24 protein-coding genes and 1 pseudogene are annotated in these 23982 nt (G+C 49.4%); 13 read left to right on the top strand and 12 right to left on the bottom strand.

The genetic code is table 11. The features are described 5' to 3' along the window. Positions 1-3: 3 nt before the first annotated feature. Positions 4-318: a P-II family nitrogen regulator gene (locus tag H6F72_RS16345; protein ID WP_190437693.1), complete on the top strand. Its 315-nt coding sequence runs from the start codon at positions 4-6 to the stop codon at positions 316-318. Positions 319-397: 79 nt separating this feature from the next. Continuing rightward, positions 398-1138 (top strand): carbonic anhydrase, encoded by a 741-nt coding sequence (locus tag H6F72_RS16350; protein WP_242016973.1) that lies wholly within the window; start codon positions 398-400, stop codon positions 1136-1138. Positions 1139-1259: 121 nt separating this feature from the next. Here H6F72_RS16350 and H6F72_RS16355 read toward each other — a convergent pair whose 3' ends face one another. Further along, positions 1260-1685, bottom strand: coding sequence for a hypothetical protein (locus H6F72_RS16355; protein WP_190437695.1), 426 nt, complete (start codon positions 1683-1685; stop codon positions 1260-1262). 116 nt (positions 1686-1801) lie between these two features. Then, the gene (locus H6F72_RS16360) at positions 1802-2038 is read right to left on the bottom strand and encodes a hypothetical protein (protein WP_190437842.1); all 237 of its coding nucleotides are present in this window, start codon (positions 2036-2038) and stop codon (positions 1802-1804) included. 83 nt (positions 2039-2121) lie between these two features. Here H6F72_RS16360 and H6F72_RS16365 point away from each other — a divergent pair, with 83 nt between their 5' ends. Together H6F72_RS16365 and H6F72_RS16370 are read left to right on the top strand one after the other, a co-directional pair. Beyond that, a complete protein-coding gene (locus H6F72_RS16365) occupies positions 2122-3117 on the top strand; it encodes a glycosyltransferase (RefSeq protein ID WP_190437697.1) in 996 nt (331 codons plus the stop codon). A gap of 124 nt (positions 3118-3241) precedes the next feature. Then, positions 3242-4315, top strand: a complete 1074-nt coding sequence (locus H6F72_RS16370) for a glutathione S-transferase family protein (RefSeq protein WP_190437700.1) — start codon at positions 3242-3244, stop codon at positions 4313-4315. Here H6F72_RS16370 and H6F72_RS16375 read toward each other — a convergent pair. Next, positions 4308-4988 (bottom strand): hypothetical protein, encoded by a 681-nt coding sequence (locus H6F72_RS16375; protein WP_190437703.1) that lies wholly within the window; start codon positions 4986-4988, stop codon positions 4308-4310. The genes H6F72_RS16370 and H6F72_RS16375 overlap by 8 nt on opposite strands. Before the next feature lie 604 nt (positions 4989-5592). On the opposite strand from H6F72_RS16375, the gene H6F72_RS16380 reads away from it, so the two are divergent. Further along, positions 5593-6303: a transaldolase family protein gene (locus tag H6F72_RS16380; protein ID WP_190437704.1), complete on the top strand. Its 711-nt coding sequence runs from the start codon at positions 5593-5595 to the stop codon at positions 6301-6303. A gap of 5 nt (positions 6304-6308) precedes the next feature. Here the strand turns inward: H6F72_RS16380 and H6F72_RS16385 are convergent, their stop codons facing one another. From H6F72_RS16385 to H6F72_RS31155, 3 genes are all read right to left on the bottom strand, one after another. Next, the gene (locus H6F72_RS16385; RefSeq protein ID WP_190437707.1) at positions 6309-8921 is read right to left on the bottom strand and encodes a U32 family peptidase; all 2613 of its coding nucleotides are present in this window, start codon (positions 8919-8921) and stop codon (positions 6309-6311) included. Positions 8922-9088: 167 nt separating this feature from the next. After that, the gene (locus tag H6F72_RS16390) at positions 9089-10597 is read right to left on the bottom strand and encodes a heme peroxidase family protein (protein WP_190437710.1); all 1509 of its coding nucleotides are present in this window, start codon (positions 10595-10597) and stop codon (positions 9089-9091) included. A gap of 185 nt (positions 10598-10782) precedes the next feature. Continuing rightward, a complete protein-coding gene (locus tag H6F72_RS31155; RefSeq protein WP_190437712.1) occupies positions 10783-12108 on the bottom strand; it encodes an adenylate/guanylate cyclase domain-containing protein in 1326 nt (441 codons plus the stop codon). A 177-nt stretch (positions 12109-12285) separates the two neighbouring features. Here H6F72_RS31155 and H6F72_RS16400 point away from each other — a divergent pair, with 177 nt between their 5' ends. Beyond that, positions 12286-12567 carry a hypothetical protein gene (locus H6F72_RS16400; protein WP_190437714.1) on the top strand — a complete coding sequence of 94 codons (282 nt, stop codon included), beginning with the start codon at positions 12286-12288 and terminating at the stop codon, positions 12565-12567. Positions 12568-12595: 28 nt separating this feature from the next. On the opposite strand, the gene H6F72_RS16405 is transcribed toward H6F72_RS16400, so the two are convergent. The 4 genes from H6F72_RS16405 to trpD form a co-directional block, all read right to left on the bottom strand. Next, a complete protein-coding gene (locus tag H6F72_RS16405; protein WP_190437717.1) occupies positions 12596-13381 on the bottom strand; it encodes a class I SAM-dependent methyltransferase in 786 nt (261 codons plus the stop codon). After that, on the bottom strand, positions 13378-13734 hold the full coding sequence (locus H6F72_RS16410) for an antibiotic biosynthesis monooxygenase (protein WP_190437719.1): 357 nt from the start codon (positions 13732-13734) through the stop codon (positions 13378-13380). The genes H6F72_RS16405 and H6F72_RS16410 overlap by 4 nt, the downstream gene beginning before the upstream one ends. 130 nt (positions 13735-13864) lie before the next feature. Beyond that, positions 13865-14383 carry a pentapeptide repeat-containing protein gene (locus tag H6F72_RS16415; protein ID WP_190437721.1) on the bottom strand — a complete coding sequence of 173 codons (519 nt, stop codon included), beginning with the start codon at positions 14381-14383 and terminating at the stop codon, positions 13865-13867. A gap of 126 nt (positions 14384-14509) precedes the next feature. Beyond that, complete coding sequence (gene trpD, locus H6F72_RS16420; RefSeq protein WP_370527510.1) at positions 14510-15712, bottom strand: anthranilate phosphoribosyltransferase; 1203 nt, start codon at positions 15710-15712, stop codon at positions 14510-14512. Between the two features lie 101 nt (positions 15713-15813). Between trpD and H6F72_RS16425 the strand changes: the two genes are divergently transcribed. From H6F72_RS16425 to H6F72_RS16435, 3 genes are all read left to right on the top strand, one after another. Next, positions 15814-16182 (top strand): hypothetical protein, encoded by a 369-nt coding sequence (locus H6F72_RS16425; protein ID WP_190437723.1) that lies wholly within the window; start codon positions 15814-15816, stop codon positions 16180-16182. Between the two features lie 193 nt (positions 16183-16375). Next, positions 16376-16882, top strand: coding sequence for a hypothetical protein (locus H6F72_RS16430; protein WP_190437725.1), 507 nt, complete (start codon positions 16376-16378; stop codon positions 16880-16882). 112 nt (positions 16883-16994) lie between these two features. Further along, complete coding sequence (locus tag H6F72_RS16435) at positions 16995-18350, top strand: serine hydrolase (RefSeq protein ID WP_190437728.1); 1356 nt, start codon at positions 16995-16997, stop codon at positions 18348-18350. Positions 18351-18434: 84 nt separating this feature from the next. Here H6F72_RS16435 and H6F72_RS16440 read toward each other — a convergent pair whose 3' ends face one another. Next, the gene (locus H6F72_RS16440; protein ID WP_190437731.1) at positions 18435-19052 is read right to left on the bottom strand and encodes an SH3 domain-containing protein; all 618 of its coding nucleotides are present in this window, start codon (positions 19050-19052) and stop codon (positions 18435-18437) included. 371 nt (positions 19053-19423) lie between these two features. Between H6F72_RS16440 and H6F72_RS31160 the strand changes: the two genes are divergently transcribed. Beyond that, a complete protein-coding gene (locus H6F72_RS31160; protein ID WP_370527511.1) occupies positions 19424-19924 on the top strand; it encodes a GNAT family N-acetyltransferase in 501 nt (166 codons plus the stop codon). 29 nt (positions 19925-19953) lie between these two features. On the opposite strand, the pseudogene H6F72_RS16445 reads toward H6F72_RS31160, so the two are convergent. Then, a pseudogene (locus tag H6F72_RS16445) lies at positions 19954-20571 on the bottom strand (methyltransferase); the annotation flags it as partial. A gap of 139 nt (positions 20572-20710) precedes the next feature. On the opposite strand from H6F72_RS16445, the gene H6F72_RS16450 reads away from it, so the two are divergent. From H6F72_RS16450 to H6F72_RS16460, 3 genes are all read left to right on the top strand, one after another. Then, complete coding sequence (locus H6F72_RS16450) at positions 20711-21151, top strand: hypothetical protein (protein WP_190437737.1); 441 nt, start codon at positions 20711-20713, stop codon at positions 21149-21151. Between the two features lie 112 nt (positions 21152-21263). Then, entirely contained in the window at positions 21264-23414 is a 2151-nt protein-coding gene (locus H6F72_RS16455; protein WP_190437741.1) for an NACHT domain-containing protein, read from the top strand. A gap of 181 nt (positions 23415-23595) precedes the next feature. Beyond that, positions 23596-23970: a BON domain-containing protein gene (locus H6F72_RS16460; RefSeq protein ID WP_190437744.1), complete on the top strand. Its 375-nt coding sequence runs from the start codon at positions 23596-23598 to the stop codon at positions 23968-23970. Positions 23971-23982: the final 12 nt, after the last annotated feature.

Raw genomic sequence — 23982 nt, forward strand, 5'->3', positions numbered from 1 at the left:
ATCATGCATGTGGTAAAAAAAATTGAAATTTTTTCAGACTCCGTAGAGTTAGGCAAAATCATCAGCGCCTTGGAACGAGGCGGGGTTTCTAGTTACACCGTGATTCGTAATGTGGCAGGCAAGGGAGTGCGTGGCGGCGTATTTGATGACTCTGCCGTGACGATGTTAGACAACGCTTATGTCATCGCCTTTTGCTCGCCTGACATCCTTAAATCTGTTGTGGAAATTGTGCGACCTATTCTGAATAAGTTTGGGGGATCTTGCTTTATTTCCGATGTGATGGAGATCCGCACTATGAAGTGTGTGTCTTCTCTATAACAGGGCGATAACAGGGCGATCACCTACTAGTTGATTGCTAAAAATAATCAGTCATTCGTGAAGAAAGGTGAGAGACGCGATGAAACAAATGAGTCAACGGACGAGTCGCCGAGAGCTATTAAAGCTATTTGGAGTCGGTGGAGTTGGCTTGGTCGCTGCGACAGCTACTAGCTTGAGATATGCTGAGCCTGCCTATGCCGATCAGTCCACCGCTGAGACTGAAAATTCTGAGGCAGTGAGTTCAGAGGCGGCATTACAAAGACTGCTGGATGGCAATCAGCGGTTTATGCAGCAAAAACGGCAATACCCGCATCAAGCAGCGAGAGATTTACAGGCAGTGGCAACGGTACAGCATCCCTTTGCCACTTTGCTGACTTGTGCTGACTCACGGGTACCTGGAGAAATTATTTTTGACCAAGGTATCGGTGATTTATTTGATGTGCGTGTCGCTGGCAATGTCGTTACCCCAGAGGTCTTGGGCAGCCTAGAGTATGCGGCGGCTCTCTTAGGAACTCGCTTAATTATGGTAGTTGGGCACGAACGCTGCGGTGCTGTGACTGCGGCGATTCAAGGAGGGGCGCTTCCGGGCCACGTCAGTACGTTTGTCAAAGCCATTAAGCCCGCGCTGGCCAGCATTAAAACTAAATCGGCTGATGTCAATCAGCAAATTGATCAAGCGGTGACTGCGAATGTGCAGTATCAAGTTGAGCAGCTAAAGCAAAATTCTAGTGTGTTAGCCCAGCTAGAGTTGGAGCGCAAGCTAAAGATTGTGGGGGGACGATACGACCTAGATACAGGAGCCGTGACTCTCGTTACCTAAGATTTCTCAACAGATTTCATTGTTCAGCGTAGGCGATCGCCCTTTGAGTTAAAGGTGGATCGCCTACGCTCTTCTGTAGAGGCAAATTTGTCAGAACTAGAAGGCTAGCAAGCTCAAAACGCTACTGGGGCCGAGATGCACTTGCGAGTAGTTGGGATACGTCTGCGTGCAGCAAAGCAATCTCTGGCTCCTGTTGGATAGCGCGATAGTACCGCTTTTCTAACGTGGTCCTCCCATCCTGAGCAGGTCGCAGCATTTGGCGAGCTTGACTAAGTAGCTCATTAGCGGCACCGACTGTAATTGGCTCCTTCGCACTGAGGGCTTCATCAATCTGAACAATAAATTGAGAAATGGGACGGAGCCAGCTAAACCAGTCGTGATTTACAACCAGCTGAAAGTACTCACCCTTGGACTGGATGCGGCCAAAGAACTGCTCATAATTAACCCGTTCAAACTCTAGTAGAGCTTTGTGTAAGCGTAGTAGAGCAGCACGAACTTCCCGTAATCTTTCAATGCTGTTTTCTAGGGGTAAATTGTACACAGACATTGGTAGTGGCTCGATAAACACTGCTTTGATCTTGGCACATTCCGACGGGCCTAGAGGGAGGTTTTCCCTACAGTCCTACTACCTAAACTCACCTGGATCAACGCTGATTGGAAAGGTTATTGGGAGAGAAAACCCACGAACAGCAAGGGTAAAAGAATCAGGGCAGATACGATCAGCAATAGAGTTCCAGGTTCGAGCTTGATGATATTTTTCTCAGGATTTGGCATTGTGTTGCTTTCCTTCGCGATCGCCATATTGTCACAGCCTACCTGATCCTGGCTGACCAATTCAGCGCCGTTAGGTTGAAAAGAATCGAGTGACCTGAGGCGATCGCTCAACCTGCTTAACCGCAAATCAGGTAGGCTAATCTACGGGCAATTTTGTGGCGATTTTGCGGCAGCTAGCCCACGCTAATGCACAGAGGAGGGTTGAGGTGATGAGGAAGCTTTACTTCTTAGTTCCGGGGACAGGCGGCAAATTTGCCTGTGGTGGGCTGTGGGCAGAATTAAAGACTCTCAATCTCGCTCAACAAATTTGCTCTGCTGAAGTCGTCACGTATCGACAGCGGGAAAACACCACGCTGTTTTTAGACGATGTGCTACAGCAGAAGAACTTAGAAAACATTATTTTTGTCATTAGTTGGGGCTTTGATGTCGGGAAATTGGCCACCAGGCTCAAACCCTATCATGTGATTTATCATGCTCACAGCTCTGGTTATCCGTTTAACCTACCGCCTGAGATTCCGATCATTACCGTGAGTCGTAATACGATGGGTTATTGGGGCCAGCGATCGCCGAACTCGTTAATTTATTACCTGCCCAACCAGATTTCTGATCAATTTCAAAATCTCAATCTTGAACGCGATATTGATGTGTTGGTTCAGGTGCGAAAATCTTCAGAATATCTGCTGCAAGTCCTCATTCCAGCCTTGCAACAACAGTGTCATGTTTGTGTGGTTGATTCCTACGTCGCAGATCTAGACAAACTGTTTAACCGTGCCAAAGTCTATCTCTATGACTCCGCAGAATATTGGGCGCAGCAAGGGGTAAGCGAAGGATTCGGCTTGCAACCAATGGAAGCAATGGCCTGTGGCTGTCAAGTTTTCTCCAGCGTCAACGGTGGCTTATCCGATTACTTAGATCCTGGATTTAATTGTCATAAAATTGCTGGCTACTCCTTAGAGTACGACGTGCAACGCATTCTTAAATTGGTTAAGATAGCAACACCAATTAATTTGTCAGATCAGTTTTTCTCTGAGTATCGTACTGCGAATATTATTCAGCGTCTAACAGTGATTTTGCAAGAAGTGAATGAGTTTTTTGATCACAAGCAAAATCACTCCTCCAATATTCCTAGCTTGACTAAAACGCGAGTTAAAACACTGCAACTACAACGCATTTGGAACAAGCTAAAACAGAAATATTTTCGGTAGCTGTCAGCAAACTGATGTGGATGGTTGCAGTCGTTTCGGTCTTAACCCTTCGGGTGCAAATCCTTCGCGTTAAGTTAGAGATACTGCCAGCCCTGCTCAACTCAATCTTTCCATCTTTGGTGCCATGTCCCAACCCACTCCTACCCCAACCGCATCCAGCGAAGTCAAGCCCGCATCTGTTGGGACGGCAAAAAAAAAGCGTAGAGCTCTCCCACCTAAACTGATCATTCAGTTTGGTAAGTTTACCTGGAGTACCATGTGGCACCTGATGATGTCCCAACTGGCTCCTCGGAATCAATCGGGAGCCTATGTGCGGCCTAGCAGCCAATTCCGCAACTTTATTAGTACAGCGGTAGATAATCCTTACCAACCTGCAATTGGACGCTACAAACTCTATGTAGGGCTAGGGTGCCCTTGGGCGCACCGGACTCTCGTGGTACGAGCCCTCAAGCAACTCGAAGATGCGATCGCCATCACCATTGTCTCTCCTTCCCCTACTGAGGGAGGTTGGGTACTCAACCAGCCAGAATTAGGATGCCGCAGCTTGGCAGATCTGTATGAACTCGCGCAACCAGGTTATAGCGGACGTTGTACAGTTCCGGTGCTTTGGGATACGGAAACCAACACTATTGTGAATAACGAAAGTGCCGAGATCATTGTGATGTTGAACTCGGAGTTGAATCAGTTCGCTCAACAACCAGCTTTGGATCTCTATCCCTCAGATCTCCAGAAAAAGATTGATGCTTGGAATGAGAAAACCTATGACGCTGTGAACAATGGCGTGTATCGTTGCGGTTTTGCCCAAACCCAGGCTGCGTATCAAGAAGCTTGTGAGGAGTTGTTCGGAGCTTTAGATGAGATTGATGCGGCTTTAGAAACGAGCCGTTATCTCTGTGGCGATCGCGTAACTTTGGCAGATGTGCGTTTGTTCACTACTTTATTCCGCTTTGATGTAGTCTATTACGGGCTGTTTAAATGTAATCAGCGCCGAATTCAAGACTATAAAAATTTAGGGCCTTATTTGCGCGACCTTTACCAGCTTCCAGGTGTAGCAGATACCTGCAATTTAGAGGCTGTAAAGCAGGACTACTACGGCAATTTGTTTCCACTCAATCCTGGTGGCATCATTCCTCTAGGGCCTGATATTACCAATCTCTGGGAGCCACATGGCCGCGATCGCCTCTCTAATATCAGATGACACCACATCTTTGTAATACGGGAGCAACGATATTTTGCAGGAACTGTTTCATATAGATACTTAGTTCCTGAGGAAATGCTTGGAATTCTTCGCTAGTACTTGGGGCAAAACGAACCCCATGTTCATGAACTAGTTTCTGTGCCGCTATCTGGCACTGGTTGAGATAGGCCCGCGCTAACCTGCGTCCGGGACACCACACTTCGTACTTAGCTGAAACGGTTCTTCCCGAGTCATCTTGACGATAGCAATCATGAATATCGACGAAGACTAAATTGTTAGGCTGCGGCACTTTTGTATTGGTTAAAATTCCATCCAGCAGACGAACTCCATAAATTCGCATCAAATCACGAAATCCTTCGCCGCCTGCCACGCGAAAAATCGCATCCAAAATCGCAGAATCCTCTGGTTTAGCTTCCAGGTACTCCTTCAGCGTTTCTTCCGTGCTTTTCAACATCGCTAGGACGAAGAAAGGTGCCGTGCTATGAACGTAATGATGAATCACCCTATCCGCAAAGGGGCAATTGGCATGTTTACCAACAATAAACCCTGTAAGTGATGTGAGGGCTTCGTTGATATACCGCTCCTGTTCTTCAGTAAAAGTAGACTCTACCGTACAGGTTTTAGCACCACCTAAAAATGCGTAGGCTTTTAATCCATATTTACGAACATACATAGAAGTAACGCCTGCTCGTTCGTACCCCCCTCGTTCGATGGTAACTGTATTAAATCTTTGCCGAATATTTTGAAACAGAGTGTATGTATACTGTAGCCGCGTCTGAATAGCGTCGTAAGAATTTGTGTCTGTCATATCGCTTCAAATTCTGCCTCTGTTTAGAAAGTGTTTGTAAATGATTGTTTCGGCCTCCCTAAGTCTTCCTTTTTAAAGAAGTTAGGGAGAATCATACCTACAGACTGTTTCAGCCTCCTCAAATTCATGTACAAACAGCTTTTAACACTTGAAGCAGCCAATAATAGCTACTCAAGGTAAGCAAAATTGTCAGCCCAAAGGGTGTCAGCAAGAAGTCTACAAACTCTAATACAACTAACAGTGACTTCAGCAGTCCTAAAGATAGTTCCATCGCATTTCCTTGGCAAGTTAGCGCTTAAAGTAAGAGAGATAAATAATAAAAGATTCATCTAAAGATATTCTTTCCTTCACCATGCCAACTGTTCCCATGCTGTCGCAGTACCCTCAAGGGTGATTTTTCGGTCACTATAGCCTGGTGTCTGCTCTCCCAATGGAGTGAAATGTTACAATTCTGGTTTTTGAAACTTTCATGATAGACCGCGATCGCCCTACCTCAGTTAATTTTGCTTCTCGTCAGATTCGTTTGTGCCTGGATACTGCTGATCCAAAGCAGTGGCAGATTTGGTTACCTACAGGTCTGTTTTACGGCATCACCACCAATCCGCTGTTGCTAGAGCGATCGCAGGTGCCTTGCACAGTAGAACAATTAAAACTGTTAGCTGAACAAGCTTTCGCCCTAGGAGCCCAGGAAATCCAACTCCAGACGTGGGGTGATACTGTAGAGGCATTGGTGAGTACAGGCCAACGCTTGGCAGCGATTGATCAGCGAGTCGTGGTGAAGGTTCCGATCACCCAAGTTGGAACGACAGCAGCAGCACAGTTAATAGCGGCAGGCATTCCCATCACGTTGACTGCTGTTTATGCGGTCCACCAAGTTCTGATGGCTGCGGCGCTAGGAGGCGCCTATGCGGCTCCTTATTTGGGTCGGATCAACGATTTAGGTCGTAATGGACGAGAAGATTTAGTGGCAATGCAGCGATCGCTCGCTGGGGTTAACAGTGCCACTCGTCTCCTAGTTGCCAGCATCCGCAGTGTAGACGACATCACCTTTCTTGCCACTCACGGGTTAGATACGTTCACCTTCTCTCCCGCGATCGCCGCTGCCTTTTTTGAAGTTGCTGCTACTGAGCAAGCCGCCACAGATTTCCAGCAAGCAGCATTACGCATGGGAGCCAACTAGCCGGATTACGATCGCGTTTCTAACGGTCCTCGCGTTACCCCTAACTGATTTTGAAGTCGTAATTCTCGCCAAAGTTGGGCACCCGTGATCTCTCCTTGCAGCAGTTGTTGATAGCGCTGGATGGTTTGTGCGACCTGCTCTGACGCTTCATTAACAAACTCAATCCGGAAGTGCCGCACTCCTAGCTTCAGGAGATGTTGCACATATTCGGCCCCAGTTTGTGCTGTGCCATTAAACACAGTGTTACGACAGCCCACATCGGCTTGCAAGATATGTTCTGTGCCCACGCGATCGCGTAGTGTTACTTCATGTTCCTCACAAGGTCGGCCACAGTTGGTATAGTCCGTGCCCTCAGAGAGAAACGCGCAGAACACACAATGCTCCATGTGAAACATCGGCATATGTTGATGCACAGTCACCTCAAACCAATCAGCAGGGCAGCTAGTCAACAGCGCTTCCAACTGAGCCATGTTCAAATCATAAGAAGCCGTGAGACGCTCCAACCCATAGCGCTGCTTGAAATAACCTGCGGTCAAGGGATTGGCAACGTTGAGAGAGAAATCACCAATACAGCGATCGCCTCCAAAAAATTGCAACTGGTCATAGTTCCGCACCAGATAACCATCCGCATCGCAAGCTTTTACCTGTTGCAGAATCCAGTTCTCCCCAGCTTTGGTAATGCGCGGCGGGGCGACATAGATAGAGGGAAGAGATGAAAAAGCTTTCTCATTCTTCTCCTTCCTCACCATTTGGACTGCATCTCGGTAAGCTCTTGGATCTTCAAATTCGCAGTAGAGGGTTTGAATTCCTGCCGCCAAAGCTGCTTGTAACTGTTTCAGGTTTCGGACTAGAACTACAAGTTCGGGTGTCTGCACCTGTGAATTAGCCTGAGCTTTGAGCGTAGAGAGAGGTTGAGATAGTAGCTCTTGCCAAGAAGCTGGCGATCGCAATTGCCAACGTTTGGGTTGCGCTCTCAATTCCTCTAATTGAACGACTATCTCCCGCCGTAGTCGATTCAACTCACTTACGGGCAACATGACATTTCCAGTTATGTGGTTAGTCAGCCCCCCCAGCTCGAAAGGAGTGTTACCCAGCCGCCCTAATTGTTCTTGCAAGCGCTCTGTGGTCAAAGGCTTGTTGTGCGCTTCGACCAACGGCATGGTGGATTCCACCTGAACCACATGCCCCAATCCATCACGGGCGATCGCAATTAGGGATTGCCCAACCTCACCGTGAACTTCCACCTGAATGGGACGCTGAAATTGGGGATGCTCGCCGGAATAAGTTTGGCGAATCTCCCGATCGAGTTCGGGGTCATTGGTTTTCCAAACGCGATCGCCCACGTGAATACGGCGGAGGTTCAGCGCCTCGCGACCGAAAGTTAATGTAGCTTCTGGTCCGCGCAAATCAACGGTGTAGATGCGGCCCCCTTCTTCCTTCGCCTCTGGATGACCGCTGTCAAACACAATGCCATCTCCAGGTTTCACCGGAGCTTCCAACCGCACCGTAATCTGCTCTTGACGGATACGAGTGATTTCGCCCAAATACACTCCCCGCTTCTTGCCAAAGCGAGCATGCACGAGTTCTTGATTATCAATGCCTCGAAACCAGCCCGTCGAAAGCCCCCGCGAGAAAGCCATCTCCAAGTTGTAATGGTCTTGATCTCCCTGTTCAACTTGCCGCTCAGTCTGCCGAGGCTCTCTACTTCCCCCTTCCCCCGCAGGAAAGGGGGCTAGGGGGTTAGGTTCTCCTAGATCAGCCATGACGCGATCGAGAGCTTCACGATAGACCCGTGTGACATTCGCCACATATTCCGGTGCTTTCAAGCGGCCTTCAATTTTTAGGCTAGTGACTCCGGTTTTTACGAGTTCTGGCAATACATCCAACCCTGCCAAGTCCTGAGGGCTGAGTAAGTATTTGCGATCGCCCAGATCCACCGTTTGCCCATCGGCAATCAGCTCGTAGGTCATGCGGCAAGCTTGAGCGCACTCACCTCGGTTGGCCGAGCGTCCCCCTAGTGACTCACTGGTTAGGCACTGGCCCGAATAAGCCACACAGAGCGCCCCATGCACAAACACTTCCAGCGGCAACGCCACTTCTTGCTCAGCAATCTGGGCTTGAATTTTGTTGATTTCTTTCAGAGAGCATTCCCGCGCCAACACCACCAAATGGCAGCCGAGATCTTTGGCGAATTCCACTCCTGCGGCGCTGGTGACGGTCATTTGAGTGGAGGCGTGAATGGGGAAATCAGGCGACAGATGCCGAATCAGGCGACAGATCCCCACATCTTGCACGATCGCTGCATCTACTCCAGCGGCAATGATCGTGCGGAGATACTGCTCAGCTTCGGTGAGTTCGTTGGGAAAAATCAGGGTGTTGAGCGTGACATACCCCTTAACGCCGCGTCGGTGTAGAAACTCAATCAGCTTGGGCAAGTCAGCTTCGGTGAAATTTTGCGCTCGCATGCGGGCGTTGAAGCGATCTAAGCCAAAGTAAATCGCATCAGCTCCATTTTCTACAGCAGCTTTGGCACAGTCCCAATTTCCCGCCGGAGCCAGCAGTTCGGGGCGGTGAAAGGTAGATGAGCTGGAGTCAGTGGCTGGGTGAGCAATATTCATGGGAACTGGCACGAATCAGATGGCGATCGCCAACCGCGAGGGAGTCTTTAGCCATCATATCGTTGTTAGTTTTGAGTCAGGGGCGATCGCTCAGGATTGTTAATTTGAGATTGCGCGATCGCCCTCTGACTAGTTCGGTTAAGCTGCACCCTGATTGCATGGTGGAACTACAGGTTGGTGACCACGCCTGCAAACTTCAGCAAATCAACCATTGTGAACTTGCCACCGTTGCCCAAAGTTGGCTGCCATGCCGGGTCTTGCCGCACGTAGGAATGCCGGTCTCCTTCTAGCAGACCAATAAACACCTCAGCGACAATGCGACCACCTACTGGACCCAAACGCTTGCCATCGTCACCGAGCACATCCGCTTCCCGCAAAATGTAGAACCACAAAGGAGTCCGAGTCTCCAATTGATAGGGTTTGAGGTCATCTAAATCTCCTGCGGAGAGGATATCTTCTTTCATGGCTTTGGCTACCCGCTGTCCTGACGGCATACTGAAAGTAAGTTGCCGTAGCAAGTTACGCTGGGCCAATGATTGCGGCTCTGCACCCGGAATTCCGGGCAGGTCAAAGAGCACCGAAGAAAGCTGAGTATCAATTTTTTTGTTGGGGCGAACTCGCTTATCCCCAAAGTCAAAGAAGGTTTGCCAGTCGATAAACCGACGAGCCGCGCGTTTGCCACCCCGTAAGTCATTGGGGTCGGAAGCATCTGAACTGGGTGAACCCTGACGGCCATCGTCGAAGATTAAAGCGATAAACTGGCCGCTATCGTCTGCCTTGGGGCCAAAGTTAGCGCGGTAGCTGGGGCGCACCTGAGAATGTCCAAACCGATAAGCTGCGACAGAAAACTCAACCGGGATAAATGGTAAATTGCGCCAATCGTAGAACTTCCGTCCTTTATCCAGTACCTTCTCCACTATTTTGTGGCCGACTGTGGCAGGGAGAAATTCATGAATAATAATCCACTGGTAATGCCATCGTACCAAGCGCTGGGCCTCGGCAAATATCTCCATTGGGTTGGACCAACCCGTTTTTGTTTTCACATGGTCCACCACTGCATTATGAAACTTGAGAAAGGCCAGATGGAGTTGCGAGACAATCAGGTTTTCATCGTTGCGAGGATCGCCAATCAAGGCAGTATTCTGGCTATTTCGTGGCAAATCGAATTTTAGTTTGCCATCACGAGCGATCGCATCGGAGCCAGGAATCGGTTCCACCAGGAATTTAATCCCCCCACCATTGCCAGATTGGTCGTACAAGTGAGGTGAAGCATTGGGTCCAGAACCGTATAAATTATCGAGTTCTAGGAAGGGTGCCCGAAAGTTGGCGATCGATTCCGGGTCTTGTTGCCGCTCCAGACTGGAAGTTGTATCAAAGGTCATATCATGATCGAGGAACTGACCCAAAAACGTGATTCCAGCGGTCAAATTAGGATTATTAGGATTCTCTACATTCTTCGCTGGGTTAGTGATGAGACCGACTGGATCGTCTAGATCGTCCTTGGGGTCCATAATGCCACCCTTTTTGCCAATGTCCTTCAGGGCTTCCCGGAGCTGGGGGCTATCCATTGCGAAAGGGGGAAGTGAAGGAAAAAGCCGTCCGAACTTGCCTTGGTCGTAGTAAGTGGAGCGAGGAGGATTCTCACCACCGAGAGGCATTTGTCCATGACGAGTCATAATTTATTCTCCTAATGTTTAGATCTCTATTCAAAATTTGCTGATGGTGGGTTGCCCTCACCCGAATCAGCGAAAAGTGTATCGAATCTAACTATTTGGACCCAGGAAAAACAAAATTATGACAAGTCTGCACAGTCTTTGAAGCTACGCAAAGTCCCTGGACCAGTCACTCGCCAGCCGCAAAGTTATATTAAATTTGTCTGCTCAACGGCGATCGCTTCAGGGGCACATTTCCCTCGCAGCAGATACGTGTTCATCTCTCCTTTTCCCTTAATGACGATACTGCCTCGCTCCTCAAAAACATACTGCTGTTTCAAGCACTCATAGGTAGTCTCGCTGACCTGAATCTCTCCTGGCAAGCCTTGGGATTCCATGCGGCTGGCGGTGTTGACGGTATCGCCCCATAGGTCGTAGGCAAATTTTTTCAGGCCAATAATCCCCGCTACCACAGGCCCAGTATGAATCCCTGTGCGAATCTCCAGCATATGTCCTGTCTGAGTGTTGAGCTGCTTCAGCGCTTGGTGCATTGCCAAGGCCATCTGGGCGATCGCGGAGGCATGATCGATGCGGTGTTGGGGCAGCCCAGCCACCACCATGTAAGAATCGCCAATGGTTTTAATCTTTTCCAGCCCATGATATTCGGCTAACTCATCAAAGCGGGAGAAGACTTGGTTGAGTAGGTTGACCACCTCAGACGGTGACATTTGGGTTGAGAGTTGAGTAAAGCCGACAATATCGGCAAATAGCACCGTCACTTCCGCGAAACTATCGGCGATCGTCTGTTGTTGTTTGAGCAAGCGCTCAGCAATGGAGGGAGGGAGGATGTTGAGGAGTAACTGTTCCGATCGCTGCTGTTCTTGTCTGAGCCTGTAGCGAGTTTGGAACTCAGCTTTAGATAGGCGCTCGTAGAGATACACCACCAAAGTTGACATGAGACAAATCCATCCCATGTCGAACAGAAAACCTGTGGCTGAGATGTTGGCAGGCAAAAACTGCTGGCTCACAAGCCAACTAGTCGCAAAGAAGAAGGCATAAGCTCCCAGTTGGGAAAGGAGATGGAGCCGCCAACGAAATGGAATAATTGTGGCTTGGGCAAAGAAGGTAATTGTCCAACCCTTTAGATCCGGAATGATCACAGGATCAAGGGTTGAAGGGACGTTGGTGAGCATGGTGATGGACCAAGAGAGTCCTAGAAAGGCGATCGCTTGCTGGCGCTTTCCGACAGGCAATTGCAGCCAGACCAGCCAGCTCGCCATGCTCAACGCTGTCAGTAAATTCTTGAATACAACTGCATTCAAGGAGCGATCGCCCAACATCATTTGGATTAGGTACAGCCCTGTCAACCCTGAAAAGTAGAGTAGCCCCAATCCCAAACCTAAACTTAAACGCTTGTAGAGAAAGCGCCGTCGCCACGCCCAGTAGTTATTAAACTCCACCTCGCTAGGCGCTTCCAGTAGGGTGGGTAACCATTGCCTGAACTGGTGAATGAATTTTCCCACGGGCTTCTTCACACTCTTTGGCTCTCCAATTGGATGGGTCCGCTACCACCCTAAATACTGGCAGTATTCCCAACTCAAAACCCTATAGATTCATTTCCGGGGCCATCCTCGGAGATACTAGAGAAGTAACTAGTACAAACTGGCTGCACCAAGCCAGGTATCTAGCCGTTTTCTAAAGGATCGAGTCCTGTGTCATTGATCGCTGCGATTGAGACTGTCTTTCACAATCCTCCCATTCCCTTTGAGCCAGCCAAACACTCACTGAAAGCTTGGGCGACTTACTGCCTTAGAGATCGGGGCTTCAAGGTCGTATATGCTCAAAATGCTGACTTTGCGATCGAACCTCGTACCGGGGACAAGCTCTACTTTAAGGTCAGCCAGAGCGAACCCGAAGCTGAGGGTACTTGTGGTTGGATTGTGTGGAACAGCTCTACTAGCCAGGCAACGGTAATTCCTCCTGCCTCAGCTTAGGCAGGGTTTAGGCTGGGGCGATCGCGCCCTAAGCAAGCTTACGAAAAATCATTAGATGTTGTTGCGGTAGTAAGTTTTTGGTTTCTTGCCAAACTAAACCTACTGCCTGCATCTCCTTCTTGACCTGCCGCTGAGTCATTTTGTGGAGCGCTTTGATCGCAATCAGGGGATTCTCACCTCGGTATTCTACGAGTACCACCCTGCCTCCGGGTTTGAGCGATCGCACCAGCGCCGTCATCATTTCTTGGGGATACTCAAATTCGTGATAAGCATCCACCATTAACGCCAGATCTACGCTGGCAGGAGGAAGATGCGGATCTTGCACCGTGCCCAGAACGGGTTCAACATTGGTTGCTTGGTTTTCCTGCTTGAGAAAGTTGAGAACCTCAATCATCTCCGGTTGCACCTCAACCGCCAAAACTTTCCCGGTTGGCACCAACGGACTGAGCCGAAAACTAAAGTAGCCAGTGCCCGCTCCAATATCTGCCACCACATCCGACGGTTGGAGATCCAGCGCTTCTACGACTTTTTGTGGTTGCTCTTCCCAACTGCGACTAGAACGCTCTAGCCAAGCGGCTCCCTGATGGCCCATCACCTGAGCAATCTCTCGGCCCAAGTAGATTTTGCCGATGCCGTCAGAACGGTGGCGATCGCGCTGCTGGTAAATACTGGCGACATCTGCACTAGCGGCAGCAGGCAGGGGACTGACAATGGTGAGCCATAGCCCCAAGCCGATGATGACCAGACACGCGATCGCCCGTTTAACAAGAGCTTTTGATAGCAGAGGGCGATCGCTGATGCCACTCACGCTCATACTTTGGATGCTTCAGCCTCGAGTGCTTCTGCCTCTGAGGCGCGTACCTCACTGACCACCTCATAGGTTCTCAGGCTCGGCGGGCTGACGAATAGGGGTAGCAGTTTTTTCAGAATCGATTTATAAGCATCATTGACGTTGGCTTTCATGCTGTCTTCGCTATCCCAAAGAATCACCGAGATGCCTTTGTCAGTGCCTTGTTCTTGCAGCAAATAAGCTTCCTTAAACCCTTCCCCGTAGGTTGAAACTGCTTCGTCATAGAGGCGTTTCGCTTCGGTAAAGGTGCCCGCATGGAACTCGCCAATCGCAACTTGGGCAATGCGGTGGTTTAAACAATCGTTGAAATCTGTCATGGTAACTTTCGCAGTGAAATCAAAATTTAGATTTGGACAGGGTAAGAATAGCTGGCCCAGCCTTCTAGCTCAACCCTCTGGCTCAGTCTTCTGGCTCAGCGCAACCCCACCAGTCTAATGTGGTGTAATACTAGCAATCATCATTCCTGAGACTGCCATCTGGCATGATGGTGTTACAGAACTTAGCGTCACTTAAGTCTGCTCCCTCTAGCTGAGCTTGGTGCAAATTTACCTTGCGTAGGTTGGCCCAAGATAAACGAGCATGGCTCAAATTGGCCTTTCTCAGGTCTGCTCCGCTGAGTTGAGCGTGATTTAACACTGCTTTGCTCAGGTTAGCGGCACAAAGATCCGCTTGAATTAAACTAGCTCGGTGGAGATTGGCTTCGCTCAGATTGGCCCCTCCCAAAATCGCCTTGTTGAGGTTGACCCGCTGCAAACGAGACTTGCTTAAGTTAGCCCGATACAGGTTGACGCCATCGAGGTTGGCATCTTCTAGGTTCACTTTCTGCAAGTTGCTCTTAACCAAACTGGCGCGGCTGAGGTCTACTGCCCCTAATTTCAGCCGTTGCAGGTTGGTTTGGTTTAAGTGAGTTTGGCTAAAATTGCGTTCCCCAGATTGATAGCGCTGCTTCAGTTCTTCAGTATTCATAGCGATCGCTTTCACCCAGTTAAAGATCTCGCTTTTGTAGTGGCAATCCAAGTGGCAATCCACTACAACCTTCCAGCATTAGCTGTTGATTTCTAGCGTACTGCGAAGTTCACTGGGTAAAGACGATTATTGCAAAAACTCTACTAACTGCTCTAACTTGGCCCAAGCAGCTCCACTTTGCAGAATATCTTGAGCGATCGCCACGCCTTTGGCATAAGCTTCCAATGGGTTAGCCGTTTCAGGCAGTTGCTCGCCCACTTGTAAAGCCAAGGCCGCATTCAGAGCCACCGCATCCCGTTGAGCGGTTGTACCTTTTCCTTGCAACACTGCTTTCAAGATCGCAGCGTTTTCGGCTAAGTCCCCGCCTTGCAACGCACTGGTGGGCGCAAACTCCAACCCCAAATCTTGAGGATTCAGCGTCACTCGCTGCACCGTTTGGTTAGCCAACACCGCCAAATCTGTCACATCTGCTAAACCCGCTTCATCGAGTCTTTCCCGTCCATGTAGGACGATCGCTCGCTGGATACCGAGTTGATTCAAAGCGTCCGCGATCGCATCCACCAGATGAGGATCGCACACGCCAATGACTTGTCCGGTGGGTCTAAGCGGGTTCACTAGCGGCCCCAACAAGTTAAAAATTGTGCGAACTTTTAGGGTTCTACGCAGTGGAGCCACTCCCTTCAGGGCTGGGTGCCAACCCACAGCAAACAAAAAGGTAATGTCCACGTTTTGTAGAGCCGCTTGCACCTGTTCTGGACTAGCAGCGAGATTGACGCCTAAGGCTTCCAAGACATCCGCCGATCCCACTTTGCTAGAGGCGGAACGGTTGCCATGCTTGGCGACAGACACCCCAGCCGCTGCCGCCACAAATGCCACTGCTGTAGAGATATTGAACGTTGAAGCGCCATCTCCTCCGGTACCGCAGGTATCGATCAGGGGCGTTGAAAATTTTGGCAAAGTCATGCCACTCGCCGCAGACTGGGACTGCAATACCTGGGCCATTCCTGCTAACTCAGTTGCAGAAACTCCTTTGGCCTGAATTGCCGCCAAAATTGCGCCCGACAACACGGGTGGAATTGTCTCGCTCAGCCAGCCACGCATCAGCGTTGCAGCCTCCTCTGTTGCTAGAGATTGACGGTCTAGCAGTTGTTGGAGCAATTGAGGCCACAGGGGCGAGTCAGCGGTTAACAAGCTAGAGTCAGCAGCCGAGGTGACAGACATAGGAGAGACAATTAGGGCGATGAGTTCCTTACGTATAGTACAAGCTGCTGGGGCAGGTTGCGAGGGTAGCTCTGAGCGATCGCAAGTGACAAAAGTTCGGTTAATCAATTCTTTACTTGCTGTTACTAAAGTTTGGGCAAAAGTTTAGTTCTAAAACTCAGACAGGATGATAACTTCAGAGTAATTAGCCCCAGTCGCGTGAGTGCGTGATGAATCGATTTTTGGTCCTAGGTGTTGGCAGTTGGATTACTTGGAATTTCCTCCTCTCTTGGGCGCAAGCTCAGCCTATTTCCTACCTGCCCTGTCAACCCATCGTGACTGGCTTCAATACCACTCAGCAAGGCGATGTGATCGTGCTTGGGCAACGGAGTGGCTATTCCTATGTGGTCGCAATTCCTTCGCAAAGCCGAGCCACCTTGGATGCAGTGCGGCAATGTGTTCCTGATGCTTTCATCACTCGCTCTAAACTAGGCCCTTATGTTCATGCGGGTTCTTTTCCGACTCGGGCTGGAGCAGAAAGTTTATCTTGGTTCCTGCGATCGCGAGGCTTAGATTCACGAGTGGTCTACGTTCGCTAATCCCAATGACGGCTGCTAGGTGGCTTTTGTTGGCTCAGGTACGTTCATTTACGTCGTGTTAACCCAGCCTTACTGCCTCATTAATCTCCAGTTGCTAATCTGATCAAGGCCTCTGTGCTACACCGACCTTTGCAGAAGTGAGTGATGAAGTTGGTTGTGATTGATCAGCAATCAACTTCCTCCCTGGAGATGAATGAAACGATTGCAGCCCCAAACGAATTTTCGTCGCTGTCGAGCTATAGCTGGTTTGCCGCATCTCGCCTTAGGCTTTTGCTGCCTGTTAGGAAGCTTTAGCGCGATCGCTCCTGCAACTTTAGCGGAAACCCAACAACTCAGTTTTACGCTCAACACCGTCGGCAACCAAAGCTTTGATGATTTGATGCAGCAGGCGGAATCGTTGGCTCGAAACACAATTGAGCAAACTTTTGCCAACAACCCTGAGACGACAGCCGTTGCCGTGAGTGTGCTAGGGGAGCGCAATGGTCAGGAAGTGCCGCTCCTCTTGACCAACGTCTCGCGTGTGAGTTGGCAGCAACAGCCAAGATTGCAACCCTGGACCAAATATTTCAGCCGTCCTTCCATTACGCTCCTAGGCTTCTTAGAGCCGCAAACTACTCAACCTGCCACCGCAACGGCTAGCTTCGTCTCCCAAACCGCCAGAAGCCGATTGGAAGATACCCCTGGCTTTCGAGATGATTGAACTTGAAGATAGGGCTAGTAACAATTTGCAGTTCGTAATTCGTAATTTGAAATCCTAGCGAGTGAGTTGTTACGCTGGAATGAACTGCTGCTAGATCTCGCGAGAGGGAGACATGGCACCTCATCTAGGCCAAAATACAGGGCAAGATACAGGGCAAACAGATATAAGCACCTCGCAGTCAGCGATCGCGACCTACCTAGACGCTCACATTGCCACCGAGCGATTTATGGGGGCGGTGTTGGTAGGGCGAAGAGGAGAGATCCTGTTTAGCCAGGGATATGGGATGGCTAACTGGAAACATAGCGTGCCCAACACAACCCACACCAAGTTTCGCTTAGCCTCGCTTACAAAGCAGTTTACCGCTGCCGCAATCCTGCAATTACAAGCACAGGATTTGCTGGATGTGCAAGCAGCGATCGCCACTTATCTTCCTGACTATCCGAACGGCGATCGCATTACCATTCATCAATTGTTGAATCATACAGCTGGCATTCCTAACTACACTGCCTTTCCAGACTATGCAACCCAAAAACGTCTATCTATGTCTGTGGCAGAGGTGGTGGCTTGGTTCAAAGACAAACCGCTGGAGTTTGAACCCGGAGATCAATATCGTTACAGCAACTCTGGGTATACGTTGTTGACCCACATTTTAGAAACGGTATCTGGACAGCCCTATGCAGAGTATCTGCGATCGCACCTTTTTGAACCTTTGGGAATGACGAGTTCAGGTTATGACACTGATTGGGATATATTGCCGCATCGCGCCTCTGGTTATGACTTGACAGATACAGGGTACGGTAATGCTGAGTTTATTGATATGTCAGTGCCAACCGGGGCAGGGGGACTGTATTCAACGGTGGAAGATCTCTATAAGTGGGACCAAGCATTGGATACAGAAGCCGTGTTGGGCGATCGCGCCAAAGCTCAGATGTTTGCCCCAACAGTGCCAGTGAGTGAGGCAGGGAAGGTTTATTACGGATACGGCTGGATTGTGGCTGAGCAGTTAGGTCGTAAACATATCACTCATGGCGGTGCCATTGATGGGTTCCGCACGATTATTTCCCGGTATCCCGATGAGCAAGTAACGGTGATTGTGCTGTCCAACGTGAGTAGTGCGGCAGTGGCGGAGATTGGTGCTGGTTTAGCAGCGATCGCATTCGGAGAGCCTTATCAGTTGCCTAGGGTATATCAAGAAGTGGCGATCGATCCGGCGATTTATGCAGGTTATGTGGGCGAATATCAGTTGGCCCCAGAAAAGATTTTGGCGATTACGGCAGAATCAGACCAACTTCTTGTTCAGCTTACTGGCCAGGGAAAACTCAAAATTTACCCCACTTCTCCAACGCACTTTTTCTTGAGGATTGTGGATGCTCAGTTGACTTTTGAAATAGATGAGCAAGGTCAAGCTCAGAAGGTAACTTTGCATCAATCTGGTCAAGATTTACCAGCGCCTAGAATGCCTCAATAAGGCAGTTATTCTCCAAACTTTAGAGCGCCCAGGAATCAAGGCTCAACGGCTAACACGAAGATTAGCAACCAAAGCCACAGCTCTTTATCGAACACCGATGTTTAGTTTAAAGCCACCTGCGCCATCGCGTCGTGCCTCTGCCCGCACCAACCCTACACGTACCAAGTAATCTCCATTGCTGGGTAAGTTCCCTGTCCAGTTCGTCCCCACATATAGGGTTTCTCCTTGGGGGCTGAGCACAGCAACCTGCATATAGGTGCTATTGCTGCGTAGATCAACAGTCATCCGCTGGCCTGCTCGCGCATTCAAGAGATAGTCTCGCGTTTCATATCCTCGAACACTGCCGTTAACAGTGGCAGCAGAAGTTCCTGGCGCAAAAGAAACTCGCTGGATAGGATTGCCGTTGCCCCTGTCGAGCATCAGCAAGTCATTCCGCACCCATCCTCTAACTTTGGATTTGGAAAACTCTACATAGTGCCAGGCGTAGCCATCTGTACCACGAGCTGATCTCAAAATTTGGACGCGATCGCCTGGTATGCCATAGCTAGGTGCAGGGGCACTGGTAGAAGGTTGCGATCGCACGTTGATTTGGCTTCCTGGGTTGCCTCGCAGTGTTCCCATTTCGATTGCCAATGCTGGCAAAGCCAAACACAGAGACAACACCAGACCACCTGCCATTGCTGAAACCGATCTCAATTTCATAACTTATCCTTTTAGAACTGTACTTCACAGATAGAATCAGCAACGTACAGTTCTTTTTCGGGAATGGCTAACGTTTTTAATAAGATCGCTGTCACTCAATCTAGCTGCTACGCATCAAGTTAATTTTGCCCAGATAGATCTATCTGGCTCTGCATTATGGCTACTAGGAGCGATCGCGTTTAGGGAGTCTTACCAGTTGCCTACGGTACATCATGCAACCCGTTTAGGGGTTGAGGACAATCTCTTGTGGTTGCCGCTACACTTATCATCCTCATGCTGTGCAGTGCCAAGATTTTAATGTGATGCCAACACAAGATTCATTCAATGAGTTTCCACACTTTGAAACTACAAGGTTGCATCTACGTCCAATTATGGTTTCAGATGCAAAAGATATTTATGAAATATTTTCCAATGATGCCATAACACAGTATTACGATGTTTCTACTTATACATCGGTTAACCAAGCTGAACAATTTATTGCTCGGATGAATGACCGCTTTGCTACAGGGGAGGGTATACGCTGGGCTTTGGCTTTGAAATCCACAAATCAACTAATTGGCACTTGCGGTTATAACGCCATCTCTCAACGGAGCCAGCGTGCGATTATTGGCTATGAACTTAAACAGATTTTTTGGGGTCAAGGCTATATGCCTGAGGCACTTCAGGCAATTCTTCGTTATGGTTTTGAAGAACTCTCCCTAAATCGCATTGAAGCATTTGTGATGCTGGACAATCACCAGTCAGTTTGCATGCTCAAGAAACTGAGGTTTGTTGAAGAAGGTATTTTAAGAGAGTATGGCTTTTGGAAATCTAAGTTTTGGGATTTGCACTGTTTTTCCTTGCTAAAGCGCGAATTCTGTGACAGAGCATGAATATCTACTGACAACGTTAGCTCCCGCCAGGGGACTGGATTAGTGGTAGTTTGCAACTGGAAATTATGCTCGGCTGCCAGTTCAATAAACTTCTTGGCGATCGGGCGTTGGGGGTCGCTGATATAGGCAGTGCCGCCAGGAGCTAACAGTTGAGCGATCGCCTGCAAAATGGGCGCATGATTCCGCTCCTCATAAAGCACATCAGCCGCCAAGATGTAGTCGAACTGTTGAGTTAAGGTGATGTCTCGCCAGTCGAGCCATTGGGTGGCGATCGCGACTTGATTGGCGGAGGCGTTGAGTTGGGCAAAGTCTAACGCTTCAGTAAAGTAGTCCGTGGTGAGCATTTGGGCTCCGGCGATCGCGCCTGCCACACTCACCACCCCTACACCAGACCCTAACTCCAAGCAACGAGCTTGCTGAAACTGAGGGTGAGTGAGGATAAACTCAGCCAAGGCGATCGAAGCAGGCCAGATTTCGGCCCAGTAAGGCATCCGCTCGTCTTTCTGGAAGTCGTCGGGGTCAATTTTGTCTAGAAGTTCATAGTTATTGGCGACGTTAAAGATGGTCAGTTTTTTACCCGCGATCGCATAGGTGGTTTCAGCTAATTGGTACTCAATTGCTAGCTTTTTCTGAAGTGCTTGATTCATGCTCAGTCTGTACTCTGGGCCTTTATTTTAGCTGCCTGGATACAACTTGACTGATCTTGGGTGGGAAAGGTGGCGATCGCTCTCTCATAGGAAATGCCAATGCTAGTCTCTATTTACAGATAATTGCAGGAGATTTCCTATGTTTGGGAAAAAGAAGTCACAACCGGAGCAGCCTACACAATCACAATCCATCGATGGCGCAAATGTAGTCGGGAGTCAGGTGCAAATGACTCAGTCAGGACGAGATGCTACAGCCAATCAGGCGGGAAATTTGGCGGCACAGCAGCAAGGACTGACTGGAGGAGATGTAGTGAAGTTGCTGGAAGAGTTGGAGACGACGGTGAAGGCAGCGAAGTTACCTGCGGATCAGGAAGAGGAGGCTTTAGACTATCTCAAATCGGCAAAGCGGGAAGCAAAGCGGGAAGATGCCGATAAGGATACTGTGGCAAAGAACCTCAAGCGCGTCGGGGATGCTCTCGAAACAGCAGATAAAGCTACGCAGGTATGGGATAAAGCGCAGGAAGTGTTTAAGAATATTGCGCCTTGGCTAGGTGGAGCGGCAAAATTCCTGAGCTTTTAGCGGCTTTGAGGGTATTTTAAAACCAAGCTCATGCTGCTTATTGAGCGGCACAGCTCTCCAAGTGAGCGACTGAGGCGTTGCAGATCGTGTCGCGACAAAACTGGAAAATTAAATGACCTTTCCTGACCCGTTTCAAAAGCAATCGATCGCTAACAGTAGTTTTAGCAATAGCAACACGCAACAAACTCAAGCTGGACGCGATGCCTTGAGCTTTCAAAACTCTAGGGACAACCAGATAATCATCAACAATGTGATGGGTTTGTTTGGCTCTAGAGCATCTGAGCCACGAGTCGATTGGGATTGGGCTGCAAAGATTCTTCAGCAGCAACGGGTGGAAGTGCGAAAGCGGCTCAAGGATACGCTGGCACATCAGCAAGCCATGATGGAGATTAGCCTAGAGGAACAACCCCAGCAGGTAAATCGATCGCCCTTAGCAGCCGTGAGGACGTTAAGCATTGAAGGGCAAGCAGCCCAGACTCTTAAAACAGAGCAATTACTGATTGAGGTGTTTGGGCGAGAAGACATTGAAGGCAAACTACTAATTTTGGGCACACCAGGGGCAGGGAAGACCACAGCACTGTTGGGATTGGCCGAGCAACTGTTGAGCGGAGCGATCGCCAACCCCCGCACCATTATTCCTGTAATCTTTGAGCTGTCTACTTGGAAGAATGACAACCAGAGCATTCGGGATTGGTTAGTCGAGCAGCTTTATAACAACTTTGGCGGTGATGATCGGCGTAAGCTCAAACGTTATGAGCAATGGCTAGAGCAGCGCACATTGTTGCCATTGATGGATGGGCTGGATGAGTTAGGGCTAGATCGGCAGAAAAAATGTGCGGTCAAGCTGGAAGAATTTGCTCAACATTATCCGCAGCTTGTGGTTTGCTGTCGGGTAAAAGAATTTGAAATTGCTGGGGTGCGATTAGGCAATTTGCGTGGTGCTGTCTGTTTGCAGCCCTTGAGTGATGAGCAAATTCAAGCTTATTTGCAAGCGGTGCATCGGGCTGAGTTATGGCAGCAAATTCAAATAACGCCAGAGATGCGGCAAATGCTATCACCAACCCCAGAAGGAGAGCCTGGACTGCTGCGCGTGCCTTTATTTGTGGCGATGGCAGCGGCAATCTATGACCTGAAGCAACCGTTTCGCACTAAAGCCGAACTACTGGAAGCGTACATTGAGCAGCAGTTGAGCTATGACAAACGACAGAGCGATCGGCGCAAAGAAAATCGGCAGACGAAATGGGCTTATAAGACGGTGGGACGGGAACCCAAACAATTACAAACACGAGCCTATCTGAGGTGGTTGGCCTGCCAGCTACAAGAGCAAAACCAAGTGGAGCTGCTAATTGAGCAGATGCAGCCCAACTGGCTTGACCTAGCCCAATATATGTCTCTGTATTGGCTGCTTGTTGGGTTGATTATTGGGCTAATTACGGGGCTAATTACAGGGCTAATTACTGCGCTGCTTGTTGGCCTACCTCTTGGGTTGATCGCAGGGCTAATTACTGGGCCGCCTTTTGGGTTGATTATTGGGTTCGATGATATTACACCGGTCGAATCCTTTCAATTTTCGATATCGAATACAGGAAGCCGAGAAATTTTTCGAAAACTCAGGAGCGGACTGGTTAGTGGCTCGATTATTGCGCTAGTTATAGGACTAGCGGGCGGTTTGACTATTACTTTGGTTATAGGGATAACGGGTAGTTTGACTATTCCGTTGGTTATTGCGCTGCTTGGTGGACCCATTGGTGGGTTAATTGGTGGACTCATGAGTGGGTTAATTGGTGAGTTGACTGCTGAGCCGAAAGTTCGGTTGAAGCCAAACCAAGGCATTCGCAACTCTTTCTACAGCATGTGGCTCATATCGTTCTTGAGCTATCCCTTAGGGGTAGCGCTTGCCACAGTAGGACTACTGCCAGTGTCGGTTGCTCGTGCAAGCAGTGGAGCTCAATCCTTTGAAGCTATTCTAACGATCATCTCTCAAAGCGTTTTGGATTCACTCATTCCTGGTATTTTTGGAGCGCTATTATGTGGTTTTCTCTACGGTGGTGGTAGGGCCTGCATCCAACACCTTTGTCTCCGTCTTGTTCTCACCCGTACTCACGCTACCCCTTGGAACTACGCCCGCTTTCTCAACTACTCCACAGAGCGTCGTCTGCTTCAGCGGATTGGGGGTCGTTATCGCTTCATCCATCGCGAACTCCTCGATCATTTTGCAAGTATCCCTCTCCAACCCCTCTCCGTCTCGAGAGAGGGCTTTTAAATCCATGATCCTCCTTCCATTGCAGGGAAGAGGACTGGAGAGTTAGGTCATCTGCTAAGGCTGCACTAACCAGATAAAAACTCGGCAGGCTAGGGTTACGCGATCGCTAATTTGCCCTGATTTGCCTGATTTCCTCCTCAAACTCCTGTAGAGTCACTTGGTTTATTTTGAGGAAATAAAAATGGGTTGGTTAGATCGCATCTTTGGCAAAGAAAAAGCCGCTGCCGCACCCGCAGCACCCGCAACAACTCCATCCGCTCCTACCTCAGCACCTACACAGACTGCCGCTTCTGCCCCAGAAACCATTCCGCCTGAACGAGTTGGATTGAACGGCGAATATGACCAAAGCGGCTTAGCCAAGCGAGTCGCTCAAGCCTTCGATCGCGACCCTAACGTTGGCGACATCGAAACCCTCTGGGTTGCCCAAACAGGCAGCACCGTCGTCCTCAAAGGTACAGCCCCCAACGAGCAAGAACTGCAAACAATGGTCGCGATCGCCCGTACCATCAACGGAGCCACAGACGTAGACACCAGCCAAGTCACCATCGGCGGATAAGAAAAAGACAGT

The sequence above is a fragment of the Trichocoleus sp. FACHB-46 genome, assembly GCF_014695385.1.
GTDB lineage: Bacteria > Cyanobacteriota > Cyanobacteriia > FACHB-46 > FACHB-46 > Trichocoleus.

What these genes read in the sequence shown, in the direction of transcription:
- H6F72_RS16345 (WP_190437693.1), top strand. Translation starts at nt 4, where the DNA reads ATGCATGTGGTAAAAAAAATTGAAATTTTTTCAGACTCCGTAGAGTTA.
- H6F72_RS16350 (WP_242016973.1), top strand. Translation starts at nt 398, where the DNA reads ATGAAACAAATGAGTCAACGGACGAGTCGCCGAGAGCTATTAAAGCTA.
- H6F72_RS16355 (WP_190437695.1), bottom strand. Translation starts at nt 1,685, where the DNA reads ATGTCTGTGTACAATTTACCCCTAGAAAACAGCATTGAAAGATTACGG.
- H6F72_RS16365 (WP_190437697.1), top strand. Translation starts at nt 2,122, where the DNA reads ATGAGGAAGCTTTACTTCTTAGTTCCGGGGACAGGCGGCAAATTTGCC.
- H6F72_RS16370 (WP_190437700.1), top strand. Translation starts at nt 3,242, where the DNA reads ATGTCCCAACCCACTCCTACCCCAACCGCATCCAGCGAAGTCAAGCCC.
- H6F72_RS16375 (WP_190437703.1), bottom strand. Translation starts at nt 4,988, where the DNA reads ATGTATGTTCGTAAATATGGATTAAAAGCCTACGCATTTTTAGGTGGT.
- H6F72_RS16380 (WP_190437704.1), top strand. Translation starts at nt 5,593, where the DNA reads ATGATAGACCGCGATCGCCCTACCTCAGTTAATTTTGCTTCTCGTCAG.
- H6F72_RS16385 (WP_190437707.1), bottom strand. Translation starts at nt 8,921, where the DNA reads ATGAATATTGCTCACCCAGCCACTGACTCCAGCTCATCTACCTTTCAC.
- H6F72_RS16390 (WP_190437710.1), bottom strand. Translation starts at nt 10,597, where the DNA reads ATGACTCGTCATGGACAAATGCCTCTCGGTGGTGAGAATCCTCCTCGC.
- H6F72_RS16405 (WP_190437717.1), bottom strand. Translation starts at nt 13,381, where the DNA reads ATGAGCGTGAGTGGCATCAGCGATCGCCCTCTGCTATCAAAAGCTCTT.
- H6F72_RS16410 (WP_190437719.1), bottom strand. Translation starts at nt 13,734, where the DNA reads ATGACAGATTTCAACGATTGTTTAAACCACCGCATTGCCCAAGTTGCG.
- H6F72_RS16415 (WP_190437721.1), bottom strand. Translation starts at nt 14,383, where the DNA reads ATGAATACTGAAGAACTGAAGCAGCGCTATCAATCTGGGGAACGCAAT.
- H6F72_RS16425 (WP_190437723.1), top strand. Translation starts at nt 15,814, where the DNA reads ATGAATCGATTTTTGGTCCTAGGTGTTGGCAGTTGGATTACTTGGAAT.
- H6F72_RS16430 (WP_190437725.1), top strand. Translation starts at nt 16,376, where the DNA reads ATGAAACGATTGCAGCCCCAAACGAATTTTCGTCGCTGTCGAGCTATA.
- H6F72_RS16435 (WP_190437728.1), top strand. Translation starts at nt 16,995, where the DNA reads ATGGCACCTCATCTAGGCCAAAATACAGGGCAAGATACAGGGCAAACA.
- H6F72_RS16440 (WP_190437731.1), bottom strand. Translation starts at nt 19,052, where the DNA reads ATGAAATTGAGATCGGTTTCAGCAATGGCAGGTGGTCTGGTGTTGTCT.
- H6F72_RS31160 (WP_370527511.1), top strand. Translation starts at nt 19,424, where the DNA reads ATGGTTTCAGATGCAAAAGATATTTATGAAATATTTTCCAATGATGCC.
- H6F72_RS16450 (WP_190437737.1), top strand. Translation starts at nt 20,711, where the DNA reads ATGTTTGGGAAAAAGAAGTCACAACCGGAGCAGCCTACACAATCACAA.
- H6F72_RS16455 (WP_190437741.1), top strand. Translation starts at nt 21,264, where the DNA reads ATGACCTTTCCTGACCCGTTTCAAAAGCAATCGATCGCTAACAGTAGT.
- H6F72_RS16460 (WP_190437744.1), top strand. Translation starts at nt 23,596, where the DNA reads ATGGGTTGGTTAGATCGCATCTTTGGCAAAGAAAAAGCCGCTGCCGCA.